General features: G+C 65.3%; 13 protein-coding genes. 7 read left to right on the forward strand and 6 right to left on the reverse strand.

Annotated elements, in window-relative coordinates:
• Both AAF184_12990 and AAF184_12995 read right to left on the reverse strand, forming a co-directional pair.
• Positions 1 to 619 (reverse strand): glycosyl hydrolase (locus AAF184_12990; GenBank protein ID MEO0423251.1); only part of this gene is annotated, 619 nt, incomplete at its 3' end.
• 95 nt (positions 620 to 714) lie between these two features.
• Positions 715 to 1,461, reverse strand: a complete 747-nt coding sequence (locus tag AAF184_12995; protein ID MEO0423252.1) for a hypothetical protein — start codon at positions 1,459 to 1,461, stop codon at positions 715 to 717.
• Positions 1,462 to 1,824: 363 nt separating this feature from the next.
• On the opposite strand from AAF184_12995, the gene AAF184_13000 reads away from it, so the two are divergent.
• The 3 genes from AAF184_13000 (at position 1,825) to AAF184_13010 (ending at position 4,172) form a co-directional block, all read left to right on the forward strand.
• Positions 1,825 to 2,325 (forward strand): DUF6702 family protein, encoded by a 501-nt coding sequence (locus tag AAF184_13000; GenBank protein MEO0423253.1) that lies wholly within the window; start codon positions 1,825 to 1,827, stop codon positions 2,323 to 2,325.
• Position 2,326: 1 nt separating this feature from the next.
• Positions 2,327 to 2,911, forward strand: coding sequence for a HupE/UreJ family protein (locus AAF184_13005; protein ID MEO0423254.1), 585 nt, complete (start codon positions 2,327 to 2,329; stop codon positions 2,909 to 2,911).
• A gap of 85 nt (positions 2,912 to 2,996) precedes the next feature.
• A complete protein-coding gene (locus tag AAF184_13010; protein MEO0423255.1) occupies positions 2,997 to 4,172 on the forward strand; it encodes an alpha/beta fold hydrolase in 1,176 nt (391 codons plus the stop codon).
• A gap of 31 nt (positions 4,173 to 4,203) precedes the next feature.
• Here AAF184_13010 and argE read toward each other — a convergent pair whose 3' ends face one another.
• Genes argE through AAF184_13025 form a run of 3 tightly spaced genes read right to left on the reverse strand, consistent with a single transcriptional unit; the run spans position 4,204 to position 7,062 of the window.
• A complete protein-coding gene (gene argE, locus AAF184_13015; protein MEO0423256.1) occupies positions 4,204 to 5,370 on the reverse strand; it encodes an acetylornithine deacetylase in 1,167 nt (388 codons plus the stop codon).
• A 4-nt stretch (positions 5,371 to 5,374) separates the two neighbouring features.
• Positions 5,375 to 6,850 carry a sodium:solute symporter family protein gene (locus AAF184_13020; GenBank protein MEO0423257.1) on the reverse strand — a complete coding sequence of 492 codons (1,476 nt, stop codon included), beginning with the start codon at positions 6,848 to 6,850 and terminating at the stop codon, positions 5,375 to 5,377.
• Positions 6,850 to 7,062, reverse strand: a complete 213-nt coding sequence (locus AAF184_13025; protein MEO0423258.1) for a hypothetical protein — start codon at positions 7,060 to 7,062, stop codon at positions 6,850 to 6,852. Before AAF184_13025 ends, AAF184_13020 begins: the two co-directional genes overlap by 1 nt.
• 203 nt (positions 7,063 to 7,265) lie before the next feature.
• On the opposite strand from AAF184_13025, the gene AAF184_13030 reads away from it, so the two are divergent.
• Complete coding sequence (locus AAF184_13030) at positions 7,266 to 7,874, forward strand: BLUF domain-containing protein (protein ID MEO0423259.1); 609 nt, start codon at positions 7,266 to 7,268, stop codon at positions 7,872 to 7,874.
• Here the strand turns inward: AAF184_13030 and AAF184_13035 are convergent.
• Positions 7,804 to 11,148, reverse strand: a complete 3,345-nt coding sequence (locus AAF184_13035; protein ID MEO0423260.1) for a TonB-dependent receptor — start codon at positions 11,146 to 11,148, stop codon at positions 7,804 to 7,806. The two genes, AAF184_13030 and AAF184_13035, sit on opposite strands and share 71 nt — an antisense overlap.
• A gap of 538 nt (positions 11,149 to 11,686) precedes the next feature.
• Between AAF184_13035 and AAF184_13040 the strand changes: the two genes are divergently transcribed.
• From AAF184_13040 to AAF184_13050, 3 genes are all read left to right on the forward strand, one after another.
• Positions 11,687 to 12,286 carry a GNAT family N-acetyltransferase gene (locus AAF184_13040; protein ID MEO0423261.1) on the forward strand — a complete coding sequence of 200 codons (600 nt, stop codon included), beginning with the start codon at positions 11,687 to 11,689 and terminating at the stop codon, positions 12,284 to 12,286.
• 14 nt (positions 12,287 to 12,300) lie between these two features.
• On the forward strand, positions 12,301 to 13,014 hold the full coding sequence (locus tag AAF184_13045) for an iron-containing redox enzyme family protein (protein ID MEO0423262.1): 714 nt from the start codon (positions 12,301 to 12,303) through the stop codon (positions 13,012 to 13,014).
• A 137-nt stretch (positions 13,015 to 13,151) separates the two neighbouring features.
• Positions 13,152 to 14,690, forward strand: coding sequence for a serine carboxypeptidase (locus AAF184_13050; GenBank protein MEO0423263.1), 1,539 nt, complete (start codon positions 13,152 to 13,154; stop codon positions 14,688 to 14,690).
• Positions 14,691 to 14,719: the final 29 nt, after the last annotated feature.

A 14,719-nucleotide genomic window follows, 5' to 3' on the forward strand; every position in this document is an offset into this window, starting at 1 on the left:
CGCCGTCCGGCGTCATGGCGAGATCGGAGCAGCTCGTGGCCCCGTCGAGGTGGAGCACGTTCTCCCAGGTCTCACCGCCGTCGCGGGTGCGGAACACGCCGCGGTCGCCGCCCGGCGCCCAGAGATGCCCCAGGGCGCAGACGTACGCGGTGTTGCCGTCCGTGGGATGCACCAGCAGCTCCGCGATGTGATCGCTGTTGGGGAGGCCCACGTGCTTCCACTTCTTGCCGCCGTCCGTGGACTTGTACACGCCATCGCCCGGTGCCACGGTATTGCGCACCCAGCTCTCGCCGGTGCCGACCCAGACCGTCTCCGGGTTACTCGGGTCCACGCGCACGGCGCCGATCGCCTGCACGTGATCGTCGAACACCGGCTGGTAGACGATGCCGCCATCGTCGGACTTCCAGACACCGCCACTGGCGGTACCTACGTAGAGCGTTAGCGGCTCGCCCTCGCGGACCACGCCGTCGATGGCGGCGACGCGGCCGCTCATCACAGCGGGGCCGAGGCTGCGCGCGCGCAGGCCGCCGAAGGTGGAGGAATTGACGTCGATGGCACCGTAGGCCGCCGTCGTCGTGGCGAGCGCGATCGCCGCCAGCACAGGCGTCGTTCGAATCATGTTGGGTCTCCCAGGATGTCTAGGCACCGGCCGCGCCGGTGTGCGCGCGGCCGATGAGCACGCGCCGGGCGAGGCCGCCCGGCGCGCTGGGCGCTTTACTCGGCGCTTGCGGTGGCCTCGGGCATCTTGAAGCGATCGGCCGAGATGTCGTCGACGTTGAAGGTCGCCGCCTCGATGCTGATCACCTGCTGCGCCGGCGCTGAGCCCTCGCCCATGCTGGTGCTCATCGAATGGGCGATGACCAGATCGCCGACCGGCTTGTAGTCGCCGATCGACTGCGTGAAGGCCATCTCGTTGCCCTGGATGTCACGCGTGCCCTTGGAGAGGAAGGGCAGGCAGTAGTCCGTGTCGAGGTAGAGGGTCGACTCATCCTCGGTCTCCGCGCGCACCACCTTCAACACGTAGGCTTCCGTGCCCTCGATCTCCTCGGTGCCGACGAGCTCCACCTTGTGGCCCTTCTTCTGCCAGTCCACGAGGGGGCCTTCCCACTCAGCCATTTCCTTGACCGACTTGAGCTGGTCTTCGGCCATCTCCTCGGCCTCGGTCTTGCCGAGGAACGGCATGATGGCCCAGCCGGTCTCCCCGTCGTAGGCCTGCACGGCGGTCATGCCCTGGATCTCGAACTCCATGCGCACCTTGTCCGGCGGCAGGAACTCGATCGTGAAGGGCGCCTGCATCGGGCCCATGGTCATGGTCCCGGTCATGCGGGCCGACTGCACCGAGCGAATGCTGTCCAGTCCACCCATCGTCTCGAAGTTGCAGGACAGCACCTCGTCGAGATCGGCGGCGTTGGCGGTGCCCGCCAGGGCAAGCGCGGTGGATACGATCAGCAGTTGTTTCATCGTCGTTCCTTAGGTGTTGGCGAATCGCGGCACAGGCCGTCGCGTCGAGGTGCGCGGGTGGACCTTGTGTCGACGGCCGCTGTTCGCACACTTGTGGTGAAAGGAAAGTCCCCGTTGCCGTAGTTGCCCCTTCGCGCCATTCGGTCGCACCGCAGGCGCGAGGGCTGGCTCCGAACGCGGCCCTCGCCAGCATCTGCCGATTCTGGTGCAGGGCAGGTGGGTAGTCGCTGGGGACGATGGATCATTACACCTGCAACAGCGATTCGCCGCAGTAGAGCGACTCGGGCGCGCGGCAATGGCGTACTATTGTCAGGTGTTCCAGGAACTTATCGCCACGTGACTCGAAGAGCCGGAACGTGGGCAGTGCTACTGCTCGCCGTCGCCCTTACGTATCCCCTCGGGGCCGCGGCGCATCCGCTGCGCCTGTCCCTCTGCCAGGTCGAGTACTCCTCCGACGAGCAACTCCTCACCATCAGCCTGCGCCTCTTCGTCATGGACGTGAACGAGGCCATCGTCTTCGATCCCAACAGCACCGCCCTCTCCCTCGGCCTGCCCGACGAAGCCCCCAACGCTGAGAAGCTCCTGCTCTCCTACCTGAACAGCTTCTTCCGCGTGGATGCCAACGGAGCAACGGTGCCGCTGAAGATTGAGAGCAAGCGCTTGAAGGGCGAAGGCGACAACACGGCCCTCGCCCTGCTCTTCGAACATCGCCTGGCGCCGCCCCTGCGCTCGCTGGCAATTCGCAACGCCGTCTTCACGGACCTGTTCTCCGACCAGAACAACATCGTCTACGTGCACGTGGATGATGACTCGAAGAGCCTGATGCTGAGCAAGAAGACCCCAGAACACGAGCTGCACTTCTGAGATGCACTCGTTCCCCTTCTACCTGCAGGTGGGCTTCAAGCACATCGCCGACCTCGCGGCCTACGACCACCTGCTTTTCCTGGTCGCCCTGTGCGCCATCTACCGCATCGAGCAATGGCGCAGCATCGCCATCCTCGTCACGGCCTTCACGATCGGCCACAGCATCACCCTGGCCTTGGCCGCCATCGACGTCGTGCGCATTCCCACGAACCTGATCGAGTTCCTCATCCCTACGACCATTCTCATCACCGCCCTGCACAACGTGGTGCGGGCACCGAGTGAGTCCGTCAGGGTAAACATGGGCCCGAACTACGCCATGGCCCTCTTCTTCGGCCTGATCCACGGCATGGGCTTCTCGAACTATTTCCGAGCGTTGCTCATGGACGAGTCCTCGATCCTGGTGCCTCTGGTGGGCTTCAATGTCGGCATCGAGCTCGGACAGCTGATGATCGTTGCGGTAATCATCGGCCTTGCCTACCTGTGCCTGAACATCCTCAAGTTCAAGCACCGGGACTGGAACGTCTTCATCTCCGGGGGCGCGGCGGCTTTATCGCTGCAGATGATGGTCGAGAACAAGTTCTGGTAGGGACCCGATCGCTCACCATTGGTGAAAGCCTGACGTCTGCGCCTATCATTGGGCGCCAACCCTCACTGAGGCTCGGGGGATCCTCATGGAGCAGACGATTCGCTACGTGCGCACGGCGAGCGGCATCCGCCTCGCCTGCGCCACCTCAGGCGACGGTCCGCCGATCGTCAAAGCGGCCAATTGGCTCAACCACCTGGAGTACGACTGGGAGAGCCCGGTGTGGCGCCATTGGCTACACCTGTTCTCCGCCGAACGCACGCTGGTGCGCTACGACGAGCGCGGCTGCGGCCTGTCCCAGCGCGACATCGACGGGCTCAGCTTCGAGGACTGCATCGAAGACCTCGAGACCGTAGTCGACGCCCTCGAGCTGGAGCGCTTCCCCCTCATCGGTATCTCCCAGGGTGGCGCCTTCGCCGTCGAGTACGCTGCCCGCCATCCGCAGCGCGTCAGTCACCTGATCCTCGCTGGCGCCTTCGCCCAGGGACGCCAGCGGCGAGACCAGGCGGCCAAGAGCCAGCAGCGCGCCATGATGGAGCTGATTCGCTACGGGTGGGCGCAGGATACGCCCGCCTTCCGGCAAGCCTTCGCGTCTATCTACCTGCCAGACGGCAGCGGCGAACAACTTCATTGGTTTGCAGAGCTCCAACGCCGCTCCGCCACCCCGGAGATGGCGGTGTCCGTTATGGAGATGACCGGCACGATCGATGTGGCGGACCGGCTGGCGTCGTTGGAGGTGCCGACCTTGGTGGTGCACGCCAACGAAGATGCCGCCGTCCCTCAAACGCAGGGGGTGCTGCTTGCCAGCGAGATTCCCGGTGCCCAGTACCTGCCGCTGGAGAGTCGCAACCACCTCCTGCTGGAGAGCGAGGCGGCTTGGCCGCGGTTCTGTGATGTCGTGAGCGGCTTCCTCGGACTGCAGGGCGCAACGAAGTCCGCGGGCACGACGGTCCGATCTCAGACCTACTACGTCGGCGACTATCAGATCGATACGGCGCGCCGTGAGGTGCGTCGCCAAGGTGAGCTGATCGGGTTAGAGCCCAAGGCGTACCAGCTGCTGACCTATCTGATCGAGCATCGCGATCGTGCCGTCGGCAAGGACGAGCTACAGGACGTGCTGTGGCCCAAGAGCATCGTCACGGAGTCTTCCCTCAGCCGCGTCATCATGAAGGCGCGCCGAGCGATCGGCGATGACGATGCGCAGGACCCGATGATCCGCACGGTGCGCGGCCACGGCTACCGATTCGTGGCGCCCGTGGGGTGATACTCAGTGAGCGGCGACGCTGCCGACGACCTCAGTGTCTGCGGCAGAGGTACGCGAACACATCATCGACCATCGCCTCACATCGCTTCAGCTCGGCAGGGTCTATGAATTCATTAGGTTGGTGGGCCTGATCGATCGAGCCAGGCCCGCAAACCACGGAGCTGACCCCGGCACGCTGGAAGCTCCCCGCCTCCGTCGCAAAGGACACGGCGCCGGAGCCCCCGTCGCGCACGCCGCCGAGAGAGCGCACCCAGGTCTCCGCCTTCGCTTCGGGATCCGGCACGAGTGGCGGCACCCGTGCGATCGGCGTCGTCTCCACCGAGGCCTCCGACGCGAACTCCTTGAGGTCTGGCTCCACTTCCTCGGCGATGAAGCGCTGCATCGCGGTGATGATCTGCTCGGGGTCCTCGCCCGGTAGCCCCCGATACTCCCAGAGGAACTCGCAATGGCTGGGCAGGATGTTCACCGCCGTACCGCCCTGGATGGTGCCCACCTGCACGGTGGTCCACGGTGGCTCGCAGCCCGAGTCCGCCGCTTCGGCACGCTTGTGTCGGCCCAGGGTGTCCAGGTGCTCGATGATGCGTGCGGCGGCGAGAATGGCACCGGCGCCACGGTGCGGTTGGCTCGAGTGCGCCGCCTGCCCCGTGACCACCGTGCGGAACACGTTGATCGACTTGTGGGCGCGCACGATCTGCATGGTCGTCGGCTCGCCGATGATCGCGTAGTCGGGGCGCGCGAACTCGGCGAGGGCGTCGTCCACCATGCGATCGATGCCTAGGCAGCCCACCTCCTCGTCGTAGGAAAGAGCCAGGTACAGCGGGCGTTGCAGCGCCGAGCGATCGAGGTGGGCCAGGCGCGAGAGGAAGACGGCGGAGAAGCCCTTCATGTCCGAGCTGCCGCGGCCGTAGAGCAGGCCGTCTTGCTCGGTGAGCGTGAAGGGGTCCGTGTGCCAGTCCTGGCCGTCCACGGGCACCACATCCGTGTGGCCGGAGAGCACCACCCCGCCGGGAGCGTCCGGACCGATGGCGGCGTAGAGATTGGCCTTATCACCCGCCTCGTTCCAAGTGCGACGGCAGCGCGCATCGAAGGCGCCGAGGTAGTCCTCCACCCAATCGATCAGCGGCAGGTTGGAGTCGCGCGAAACCGTCGGGAAGGCCACCAGGCGCGCGAGCATGTCGATGGAATCGAGTGGGGACATGGGGCTACTCCGAGGGAGGGGGTGGGTTGACGTAAGCCTCGACGCGCTCGGCGTCCTGCGCCGGCGTCGCCAGGGAGATCAGGATAAGGACTAGGACGTTCGCGATCAGCCCGAAAATCCCTTCGTGCAATTCGATCGGCTTGAGCTCGGGGCGGAAATAGCACAGCAGCGCCGTCGCGCTCCCCGCCAGCAGGCCAGCGATCACGCCGGGCGTGGTGGCCCGCCGCCAGAAGAGCGCGGCCACCACCGGCGGCGAGAGCTGGGCGATCACCCCATAGGAGGTGAGCAGCAGCACGACGAGGGAGGTGCCTTCGGAGATCGCGAAGCCGTAGGCCACGGCGCCCACCACCACCACGAGGATACGGATCAGCAGGCGCTGCTGATCCCCACTGAGCTTGGTGAAGGGCCCCACGCCGTCCTCCACCGCCACCGATGCCGTGGCGTGGAGAATCGCATCGCCGGTGGACATGGACGCGGAGAGCGCGCCGGCACAGAACAACCCCACCACGATCACCGGCAAGTCCACGTTCAGGATCAGGTGGGGCAGGATGAAATCCGGGCGGTCGAGGGAATCGACGAAGAGCACGCCCGCGAAGCCAATGAGGAACACGGGCACCAAAAACAATTGAAAGGTGGGAAACCACACCACCGTACGCTGGATGATGCGCTCATCGCGCGCGGTGAAGGCCTTCATAAACAGGTGCGGCCACATGGTGATGCCGACGGCGCTGATGATGATGGCGCTGCTGTAGCCCGCCCAGCTCCAGGGCTCACCGCTGGCAGTGAGGCCCGGCAACTCGAGAAGCTCCGGCCGTGCCTGCAGAATCGCTTCGAACATCGGCCCAATCCCTCCGTAGAGCGCATACGGGAGGTAGAGCCCGAGGGACCAGGCGATCACCAGCATGAAGATGCCCTGCAGCGTGTTGGTCCAGCCCACGGCTGCTACGCCGCTCACCAACACGTAGACGAGCACGATGCCGTAGGCGATGGCGGCGCCGAGCCACAGGGGCACGTGCCCCTCTGTCACCGCTTCGATCACGATGCCGGCGCCGCGGATCTGCAGCGTGATGTAGGGAATCAGGGCGACGATGCTGATCACGGCGATCAGCAATGATAGGCCGCGGGAGCGGAAGCGCCCGGTCAGAAACTGCGCCTGGGTGACCTGCCCCAGCTGGCGGCCGATGCGCGCGATCTTCGGCCCCATCACGTACCAGGGCATCATGCCGAGCACGCCGTAGGACAGGATGTAGAAGGCCGCCGCCCCGCGCGAGTAGGCCCAGCCCGGGCCGCCAAGGAAGGCGAAGGCGGAGAACACGGAGGCGCCGGTGACGAAGTACATCACCAGGAAGCCGAAGTTGCGATCGCCCGCGACGAAGCCATCGACCGTGCCCGAGGTGCCACGCCCGGCGCGCAGCCCTACCCACAGGGTGAGCACGAGGTAGGCCACGATCAGGGACGAGATCACTCCCCACTGCGGCATCAGTCGGCGTCCTCTCGCGACTCGATGTGGTCCAGGCCGAGCAGGGCCAACCAGCCGATGAAGATCCAGGCGATCGGCCAGAGCATGGACAGGGGAAAGCCGAACACCAGGGGCTGCGCCTCACGAAAGAGGGTGATCGCGGGCCAGGTCACGGCGAGTACGTTGAGGACGAACACACCCACGGCCAGGCGACGGACCCAAAGTCGTTTCACGGCAGCTCCTCGGCAAGGTCGACGCCGACAGTATGGACCGACCCCACCGAGGAGGCCCAGAGGTACGGCGCCGGCTCCCCTGGGCCACGCTGCCTCGCAACCCGTGAACCGTGACACCTCAAGCCCCGTTCGTCGTGCGTCGATACAGAATTCACAGCCGATGATACGCACATCCGTGTGTCGGCCTAAGAGGTTCTCCCCGCATGCCCTTGCAGCTTCTGTACACGAGTGCCGCCTCGGCGCCGGTCACCGAGGCGGACGCCGCCCAGATACTCGCCACCTCGATCAGCAACAACCGTGAGCGCAACATCACCGGCGCGCTCTTGCACAGCGATCATCACTTCGCCCAGCTGCTGGAGGGAGAGTTCGCCGAGGTGAACGCGCTCATGCGTCGAATCGCGGCGGATCCTCGCCACCACCGCTTCAAGCTCCTGCACTACGCGACCGTGCCGACGCGCGCCTGTCGCGACTGGTCGATGCAGGACATCAACCACGACCCGGCCCTAAACCGGTTCCTCTTCGAGTGCAACGAACTGCTGGGCGACGGCGAGGCAGCAGCGCAAGCGCTGGGGCGTGTCCTGGTCGAAGCGCTGGCGCGACACGGTGCCGACCTCAGGCCGACCAAAGCCCTGGACCTCGGGGCGACGCCGGAGAGTGTGCGCCAGATCTTCAGGGCGGGAGGCGCCCCATACCCGTGGCGCGGTGGGGACGGGGCCGCGAGCGTCTCGCGGCCCCTGGTCCTTACATCTGGTAGTCGAGACCCAAGAACACGAAGCGACCGCGCGGGCTCACCGGGAAGGCAGCCTGGGTGATGAAGGGATCTTCATCGAAGATGTTGCGCACGCCGCCGTAGACCCGAATGCTCTCGCTCGCGTTCCAAGCGGCCGACAGATCGTGGATCCACACGGGGTCACGGAAGATGTCCGGGCCGTAGAGGGACTCGGCCGTCTCCACCTCGACGCCGCCCGGCAACTGCTCGCCGAGGTACTGCGTCTGCCAACCGAACTGGAAGTTCTCGAAGGCCCAGTTGAAGAAGATGTTGCCCGAGAGCTCCGGCCGCTGGATCTCGCCGAGTTCCGGGTTCACCTGCGTGAGGTCCGCCGGGTTCTCGAAGAAGTCGATCTCGTTCACGTAGCTGCCCTGCAACCGAATGTTGAAGGCGTGGCGGCCAACGGCGAAGTCGTAGGAGCCCGAGAAGTCGAAGCCGCTGGTCTCGACCGCGGCGAAGTTCACCCGCGTGAGGTCCAGGGAGTTCAGGCCACCAAACTGCGCTGAGTTCGGATCATCGTTACGCGTGAACAGCGAGCAGAGCGTCGGGTTGCCCACGCCGGGGTAGCACCCGTCCACCGTGTCCTGCGCCGTCGGCAGGGCCACCGCGTCCTCGATCGAGTAGTCCCAGTAGTCAAAGGTCAGGGTCAGACCCTCGGCGAAGCTCGGCTGGAACACGAAGCCCACGGTGAAGGAGTCAGAGGTCTCCTCCTGCAGATCCGGGTTACCTCGTGTCACACCGCCGAAGGAGGCCGAGAGGGGATCGCTGAAGGAGTACACGCCATTCTCGAAGGGATCCAGGCCGATCGACTGCAGGTCGATCACACAGTTGGCCTGCACCTCATCCGCGAGGCCCGGGTTGGTCTCGCGCAAGGCCGTGAGCTGAGCGGCGTCGCAGGGATCGTCCGGGCGGAAGGTCGTGCCAATCACCGGTGAGAACAGCTCCGTCACGTTCGGCGCACGCACGGCGCGACCGTAGGTACCGCGTACGGAGAAGGAGTCGACGGGGGCGTACACCACGTTACCGCTGTAGGTGAGCGTGTCACCGATCGTCGAGTAGCTCGAGTAGCGCACGGCGCCGCCGACGGTGAAGTCCTTCACCCCAGGGCGATCACGCACGAGCGGTGCCGAGGCCTCGAGGAAGACATCGGTCACATCGTAGGAGCCGGTCTCGTTACCCACCTGCAGCTGCGGTCGGAACACGAGGGAGGTGTTGTCCGAGATGTCGCCGATGAAGGTGCCGGCGCCGGCGGGCGAACCCTCGGGCAGCAGACCGAGCTGGAAGTTGTCGAAGGTGGCCTCGGAAGACTCGTCGCGATACTCCGCACCGAAGGCGAACTGAATCGGGCCGCCGGGCAAGGCGAAGCCGCCCGAGTCGCCCGTGAGGACCGCGGACACCACCACCTGCTCGATCACGAGGTCGGTGAAGATGTCAGTGGTGACGAAGTCCAGGGCCTCTTGGGTGAAGCCTGTCGCGCCGGCCCAGATGTTGAGCGGAACGCACTGGCCATCGCCCGGCGTGAAGGTGAAGTAGCCCTCTTCGTAGGCCGGGATCTGGAACGGCGTGTTGAGCGCCGGTGCGCCTGCGTCCACGGACGAGCGGCAAGCGGGCTGGCCCGTCGCCGGATCGATCACCGCGTCGATGGCCGCGAAGAAGCGGTCGTTGATCACGCGGTTGGTGCCCTGGATGTTCTCCTCGTAGCGACCGTAGTTGACGGCAGCCTCGTAGCCCCAGCCGTTGGGCAGCTCACCCTCCACGCCCCCCACCAGGCGAATGGTCTCGCGGTCGATGCCGTTGCGTGACTGGAACGCAAGGGGATCGACGGTGGTCGCTACGCCCCCAGTGGCGTCCGCAATCGGCTGGATGAAGTCGGGCAGGAACGGGTTGTCCGCGGCGCCGAACAGAAGATCCCAGAAGGAGTTCGGATCAGCGGGCGTGGTCAGGTTCTGGGTGACGTACTTACCTTCGAAGAACAGGCTCGCGCTGGGGCTGATATCGAAGTGGCTCAGGAGGTTCACCGCGATGCGCTCATCGGGCGGCACCACATTGAAGTAATCCTGGTTGTAGACATCGAAAGACGACCCGCCGAAGCCCTGGAAGTCGCCCGCCACCTGGCCGTCCTGGACGACGGAGTAGTTGCCCGCTGCGTCCGATACCCAGCAGCCGCCGACGACACCGAAGGAGGCGGCGCCGAACACTGAGTTGTAGCCGGTGAAGCTGTCGAGGCAATCAGGCGTGCCGTTGCCGTTCAGATCGATCGCCGTCTCAGGATCGAAGCCATCGAACGTGAAGGGGTTACCCGGGATGACATAGCCGTAGCCCGATGTGAAGGGGAACGTTAGCTCCGGAAGCACCGCGCGTTGAGGCGCATTGGCGGCGCGATCGATGAGCGCGAGCTCCGCGTTGGTCAGCGTTGGCGCTGCGCCGAAGGTATCGGTGTAGTCGGCGATGAAGTCGTCCGCCGTGGGAATGGGCAGACCGAAGTTGGTGAGGCCCGTCTCGGCGAAGTTAAAGAACTGCGCGAAGTTCGGCGTGCTCCCCGCGCTGATGTCGCCCTGCTGGAAGCGCAGGGCCGGGTTGACCCAGTCGCCGCCGGTGCCGCGCACGGCGTTCGGGCGGTCGCCGAACTGCAGGCCTTCGTCGCGTGCGTAGTCGAAGGAGAGAGTGACGTTGCCACGACCGCTGGCGAAGTTCTTGCCGAACACCGCCTGCACCGTGGATTGCTGACCGTCGATCTCCGTGGAGGTGCCGAAGCGGCCGTCGATGCGGAAGCCCTCGAAGTCGTCCTTGAGGATGAAGTTGACCACGCCCGTCACGGCGTCAGCACCGTAGACGGCGGAGGCCCCGCCGGTGAGCACTTCTACGCGCTCCACCAACTGGGCCGGGATCGAGCCGATGTCCACGGCGGAGCTGCCCTGCACGCCGCCCACGTGGCGACGGCCGTTGACCAGGGTCAGGGTGCGATCGATACCAAGGCCACGCAAGTTTAGGACGTTACCGCCCGCCGTCACGCCCTGGGTGTCGTCCGCAGACTGCTCAGCTGTCACCGAAAACAGGAGCGCCGGCACGTCGTTCACCACATCGGCCAACGAGTACTCACCGGACAGCTGAATCGCTTCGCTGTCGATGGAGGTCACGGGCTGAGCGCCCTCGAGGTTCGGATCGCGCGCGAGGCGCGTGCCGGTGGCGACGACCTCCTCGATGTCCCCCGCGTCTTGTGCGAGCACCGCCGTGGCGCTGACCGCCAGCGCGGGCGCCGTCAGCGCAAGCAGGGCCCGTCGCAGTGCACGGCTCAGGTGAGCATTGGTGGTTGGCATACAGATTATCCCCCGGGTTCGCTAATCGCAGATTCGTTCTAGTTCGGCCGCTGAATGGCCGTTCGCGGGCAAAAACCCGCGTCCCCCAACCGCATCATTGCGGCAACTTCGGGGAAAGCGCAACACGTAAGGGGGAGAAATGCGTCGATAATGCTGGTTTGTTGCGCGATCGCGACGGCAGCGCTGCGGCGGTGCAGGCGCGCACCAACTTAGTGCGCAGGCGCGTTGGGCGCGCGCCCAGCGCCGTTTGGCGGGATCGAGCCCGCGCCTCGTTCCCCCCAAAGGACTGCCCGCAAAACCATGCGCCGAGATGGTGCATGGGCCCCTCCCAGTGCGCGACTGACATCGATAGCGTCATCGCCCTGATGCCGCTCCGATCGCGCTCGCTACGGCTTGCCCTGCAGCCTTTGCAACCCAAACCACAGCCTCCGCCGGTGAGAGCTTTCGCCAGACGAGCACACCTGTTTCCCCGTGAGCCCTCTGCACGCCGTTGCAGGGGCCGTCGAGGCTGACTATCGGGGATTGAGAAGGAACAACAATGCAGGTACGCGAAGCCACCACCGCAGCAGAACGTGAAGCCGTCTACCGCCTCCGCTACGAGGTGTACGTCAGCGAGATGGATCGACCGCAGCAATACGCCGACCACGAACGACAACGGATCGCCGAACCGTTAGACGACACTGGCGTCGTCCTTTATGTGAGCACCGGCGAGAAGGTGGTGGGGACCGTACGGGGCAACTACTCCCGAGACGGCAGCCTGCGCGAGTACGAACTTCTATACCAAATGAAAAGAATAGCTTCTCATCCGAGCGACACCTCGATCACGACGAAGTTCATGGTGCATCCTGATCACCGAGGAGGCCGTGCCGCCCTCGCACTGGCGACTGGCATCTACTGCTACGCGCTCCTCCATGGCATCCGCTTCAACGTGATGGACTGCAACCCACCGTTGGTGCGCTTCTTCGAAAGCCTCGGCTTCAAGACCTTCATCCCGGAGCTCGAGCACGAGGAGTACGGCAGCGTCGTCGGCATGATGCTCGACCTGCACGACGTGGAGCACTTCCGCGCGATCAGATCACCGTTTCTTTCACACTACGAGGCCTGGAGATCGAACCAGGCAAGCAAAGCCACCGCCTAAGGGATATGATGACCATGAGCTACCGACAACAACTCGAAGACGCTTTCTCCAACGTACTGGCCGAATTCAACGCCAGCCCCGGCATGCAGCGCCTGGCCAGCGGCGAGCTGGGCCTGGAGCACTACAAATCGTACCTGCGTCAGGTCTTTCATCACACCCGCGAGAACCCTCAACTCCAGGCGCTGGCCACCGTCTACTTCAAGGGTCATCAGCGCTCGGTGGTGAAGCGCTTCTTCAAGCACGCCACCTCGGAGATCGGCCACGATCAACTCGCCCTCAACGACATGGCAGCCCTCGGTGAGGACGTCGGCGCCATCCCCGTCGAGAACCCCCTGCCTGCCACCAGCGCACTGCTCGCCTACGGCTTCTACCAGATCTACGTGAAGAACCCCGTGGGCTACCTGGGCTACCTGTACTTCCTGGAGTTCACGCCGACGCAGAACGGCAGCGCCTACATGGGACAGCTGAGCGAACTCGGCGTGCCGACCGAGGCCCTGACCTTCCTCAAGGATCACACCACGATCGATCAAGGCCACAACCGCCTCATGCACAGCTACCTGGACGATTTGGTCACGAGCAGCGATGACGTGCAGGTGATCGAGTACGCCATGCGCACCACCGGTCACCTCTACGCGCGGATGGTCGAGGATGCCTTCCGCCACGCGGATGATCCGCGCAGCTACGGCGTGGCCGTCGACGAGCAGAAGTTCGCTCCGCCCACCGCCTGAGGGATGCGGGGAGGAGCCCAGACCTGAGGGCTCCTCCCCAGTTGGGTCACAGCGCAGGCCCACTGCCGACGCTCTACCCAGGCGGTAACGATCCCGCTACGCTGGGCTGCCCACCAGCTGCCTAGCGATACACCCGAATGTCACGCCTCCCGCTCCCTTGCGCGCTGCTGCTGCTCGCCTCGCCGATCAGCGTCATCGCCCAGACGCCCCAAACGACATCAACGCCGACGCCGGCGGCAGCAAAGGCTGCCAAGGAAATCCCGGAGCCCACACGCTTCGTCACCGAACACACAGCCCGCTTCAACGGTCGCACCATCACCTTTGAGGCGATCGCCGGCGAGACCTACCTGCGCGACATGGACGGCAAGCCCCGCGCCGCCATCTTCGCCTTCTCCTACATCGCGAAGGACGCCTCCCCCACCCGCCCGGTCACCTTCATCTGGAACGGCGGCCCCGGCTCAGCCTCCACCTGGCTGCACATGGGCGCGTACGGACCGAAGCGCATCGTCGTGCCCTCGAACGCCAGCCATCCAGGCCCGCCGCCCTACCGCATCGAGGACGCGCCGGAGACGCTGCTCGACGTGACCGATCTGGTCTTCGTCGACCCCGTCGGCACCGGTTACTCGAGGGCGCTGGGGGACACCAAACCCAAGGAGTTCTGGGGCCTGCCCGAAGACCCGAAGAGCATCGCCGAGTTCATCCGCACCTGGCTCACGGAGCACAAGCGCTGGAACGCGCCCCGCTTCCTCCTCGGCGAGAGCTACGGCACCACCCGCGCCGCGGCCGTAGCGCACATCCTCGAGGACGAGATGGAGATCGCCGTCAACGGCATCGTGTTCATCTCCCAGGCGCTGGACTACGCCGGCTCCTCGCCGTACGTGCCCGACAACCTGACCTCCTTCGTCACCTACCTGCCGACGCTCGCGGCCACCGCTCTCTACCACGGTCGGGTGACGCCCGAGGAACCCGATCAGGCCGCCTTCCTCGCCGCGGCGCGCCAATTCGCCATCGACGACTACCTGCCCGCGCTGTGGAAGGGCAGCCGCCTCAGCGAGGAGGAATATACGCAGGTCCGCGATCGCCTGAGCTACTTCACGGGCATCAGCCCCACCTACCTCGATCGGGTGAACCTGCGCCTGCGCGGCGATCGCTTCGCTAAGGAACTACTGAGGGAGAAGGGCCTCGCCGTCGGCCGCCTAGACAGCCGCTACGTGAAGGACGATATCGACGATGTGGCCACGAGCACGGAAGGCGACGCCGCTAGCACCGCTATTAGCCCCGCCTACAAGGCCGCCTTCATGCAGTATCTACTGGAGGATCTACAGGTGGACTGGCATCGCCAGTACCTCTCGCCGTCGGACCCGAACCTCAGTAAGCAATGGGACTGGAACCCGACGAAGAATGCTGGCTGGGAGCCGCGCTACGTGAACACGGCGCATGCCCTATCGGCGGCGATGCGGATGAACCCGAAGCTGGAGTTGCTCGTGGCCTCCGGCTACTTCGATCTGGTCACGCCCTTCTTCGACGCCGAGTACACCCTGGGGCGCCACGAGATCGACGCCAGCCGCGTGCACTACGAGTACTACCAGGGCGGGCACATGATGTACGTGCACGAGCCGGCGCGCGGACGCTTGCTGAACGACACACGCCAGTTCATCGCACGACTGGCGCCGTAGTACCCGCGACAGCTTCGACTGAAGCTAAG

The sequence above is a fragment of the Pseudomonadota bacterium genome (assembly GCA_039815145.1).
Taxonomy (GTDB): domain Bacteria; phylum Pseudomonadota; class Gammaproteobacteria; order Steroidobacterales; family JBCBZW01; genus JBCBZW01.

What these genes read in the sequence shown, in the direction of transcription:
- AAF184_12995 (MEO0423252.1), bottom strand. Translation starts at nt 1,461, where the DNA reads ATGAAACAACTGCTGATCGTATCCACCGCGCTTGCCCTGGCGGGCACC.
- AAF184_13005 (MEO0423254.1), top strand. Translation starts at nt 2,327, where the DNA reads ATGCACTCGTTCCCCTTCTACCTGCAGGTGGGCTTCAAGCACATCGCC.
- AAF184_13010 (MEO0423255.1), top strand. Translation starts at nt 2,997, where the DNA reads ATGGAGCAGACGATTCGCTACGTGCGCACGGCGAGCGGCATCCGCCTC.
- argE (MEO0423256.1), bottom strand. Translation starts at nt 5,370, where the DNA reads ATGTCCCCACTCGATTCCATCGACATGCTCGCGCGCCTGGTGGCCTTC.
- AAF184_13020 (MEO0423257.1), bottom strand. Translation starts at nt 6,850, where the DNA reads ATGCCGCAGTGGGGAGTGATCTCGTCCCTGATCGTGGCCTACCTCGTG.
- AAF184_13030 (MEO0423259.1), top strand. Translation starts at nt 7,266, where the DNA reads ATGCCCTTGCAGCTTCTGTACACGAGTGCCGCCTCGGCGCCGGTCACC.
- AAF184_13035 (MEO0423260.1), bottom strand. Translation starts at nt 11,148, where the DNA reads ATGCCAACCACCAATGCTCACCTGAGCCGTGCACTGCGACGGGCCCTG.
- AAF184_13040 (MEO0423261.1), top strand. Translation starts at nt 11,687, where the DNA reads ATGCAGGTACGCGAAGCCACCACCGCAGCAGAACGTGAAGCCGTCTAC.
- AAF184_13045 (MEO0423262.1), top strand. Translation starts at nt 12,301, where the DNA reads ATGAGCTACCGACAACAACTCGAAGACGCTTTCTCCAACGTACTGGCC.
- AAF184_13050 (MEO0423263.1), top strand. Translation starts at nt 13,152, where the DNA reads ATGTCACGCCTCCCGCTCCCTTGCGCGCTGCTGCTGCTCGCCTCGCCG.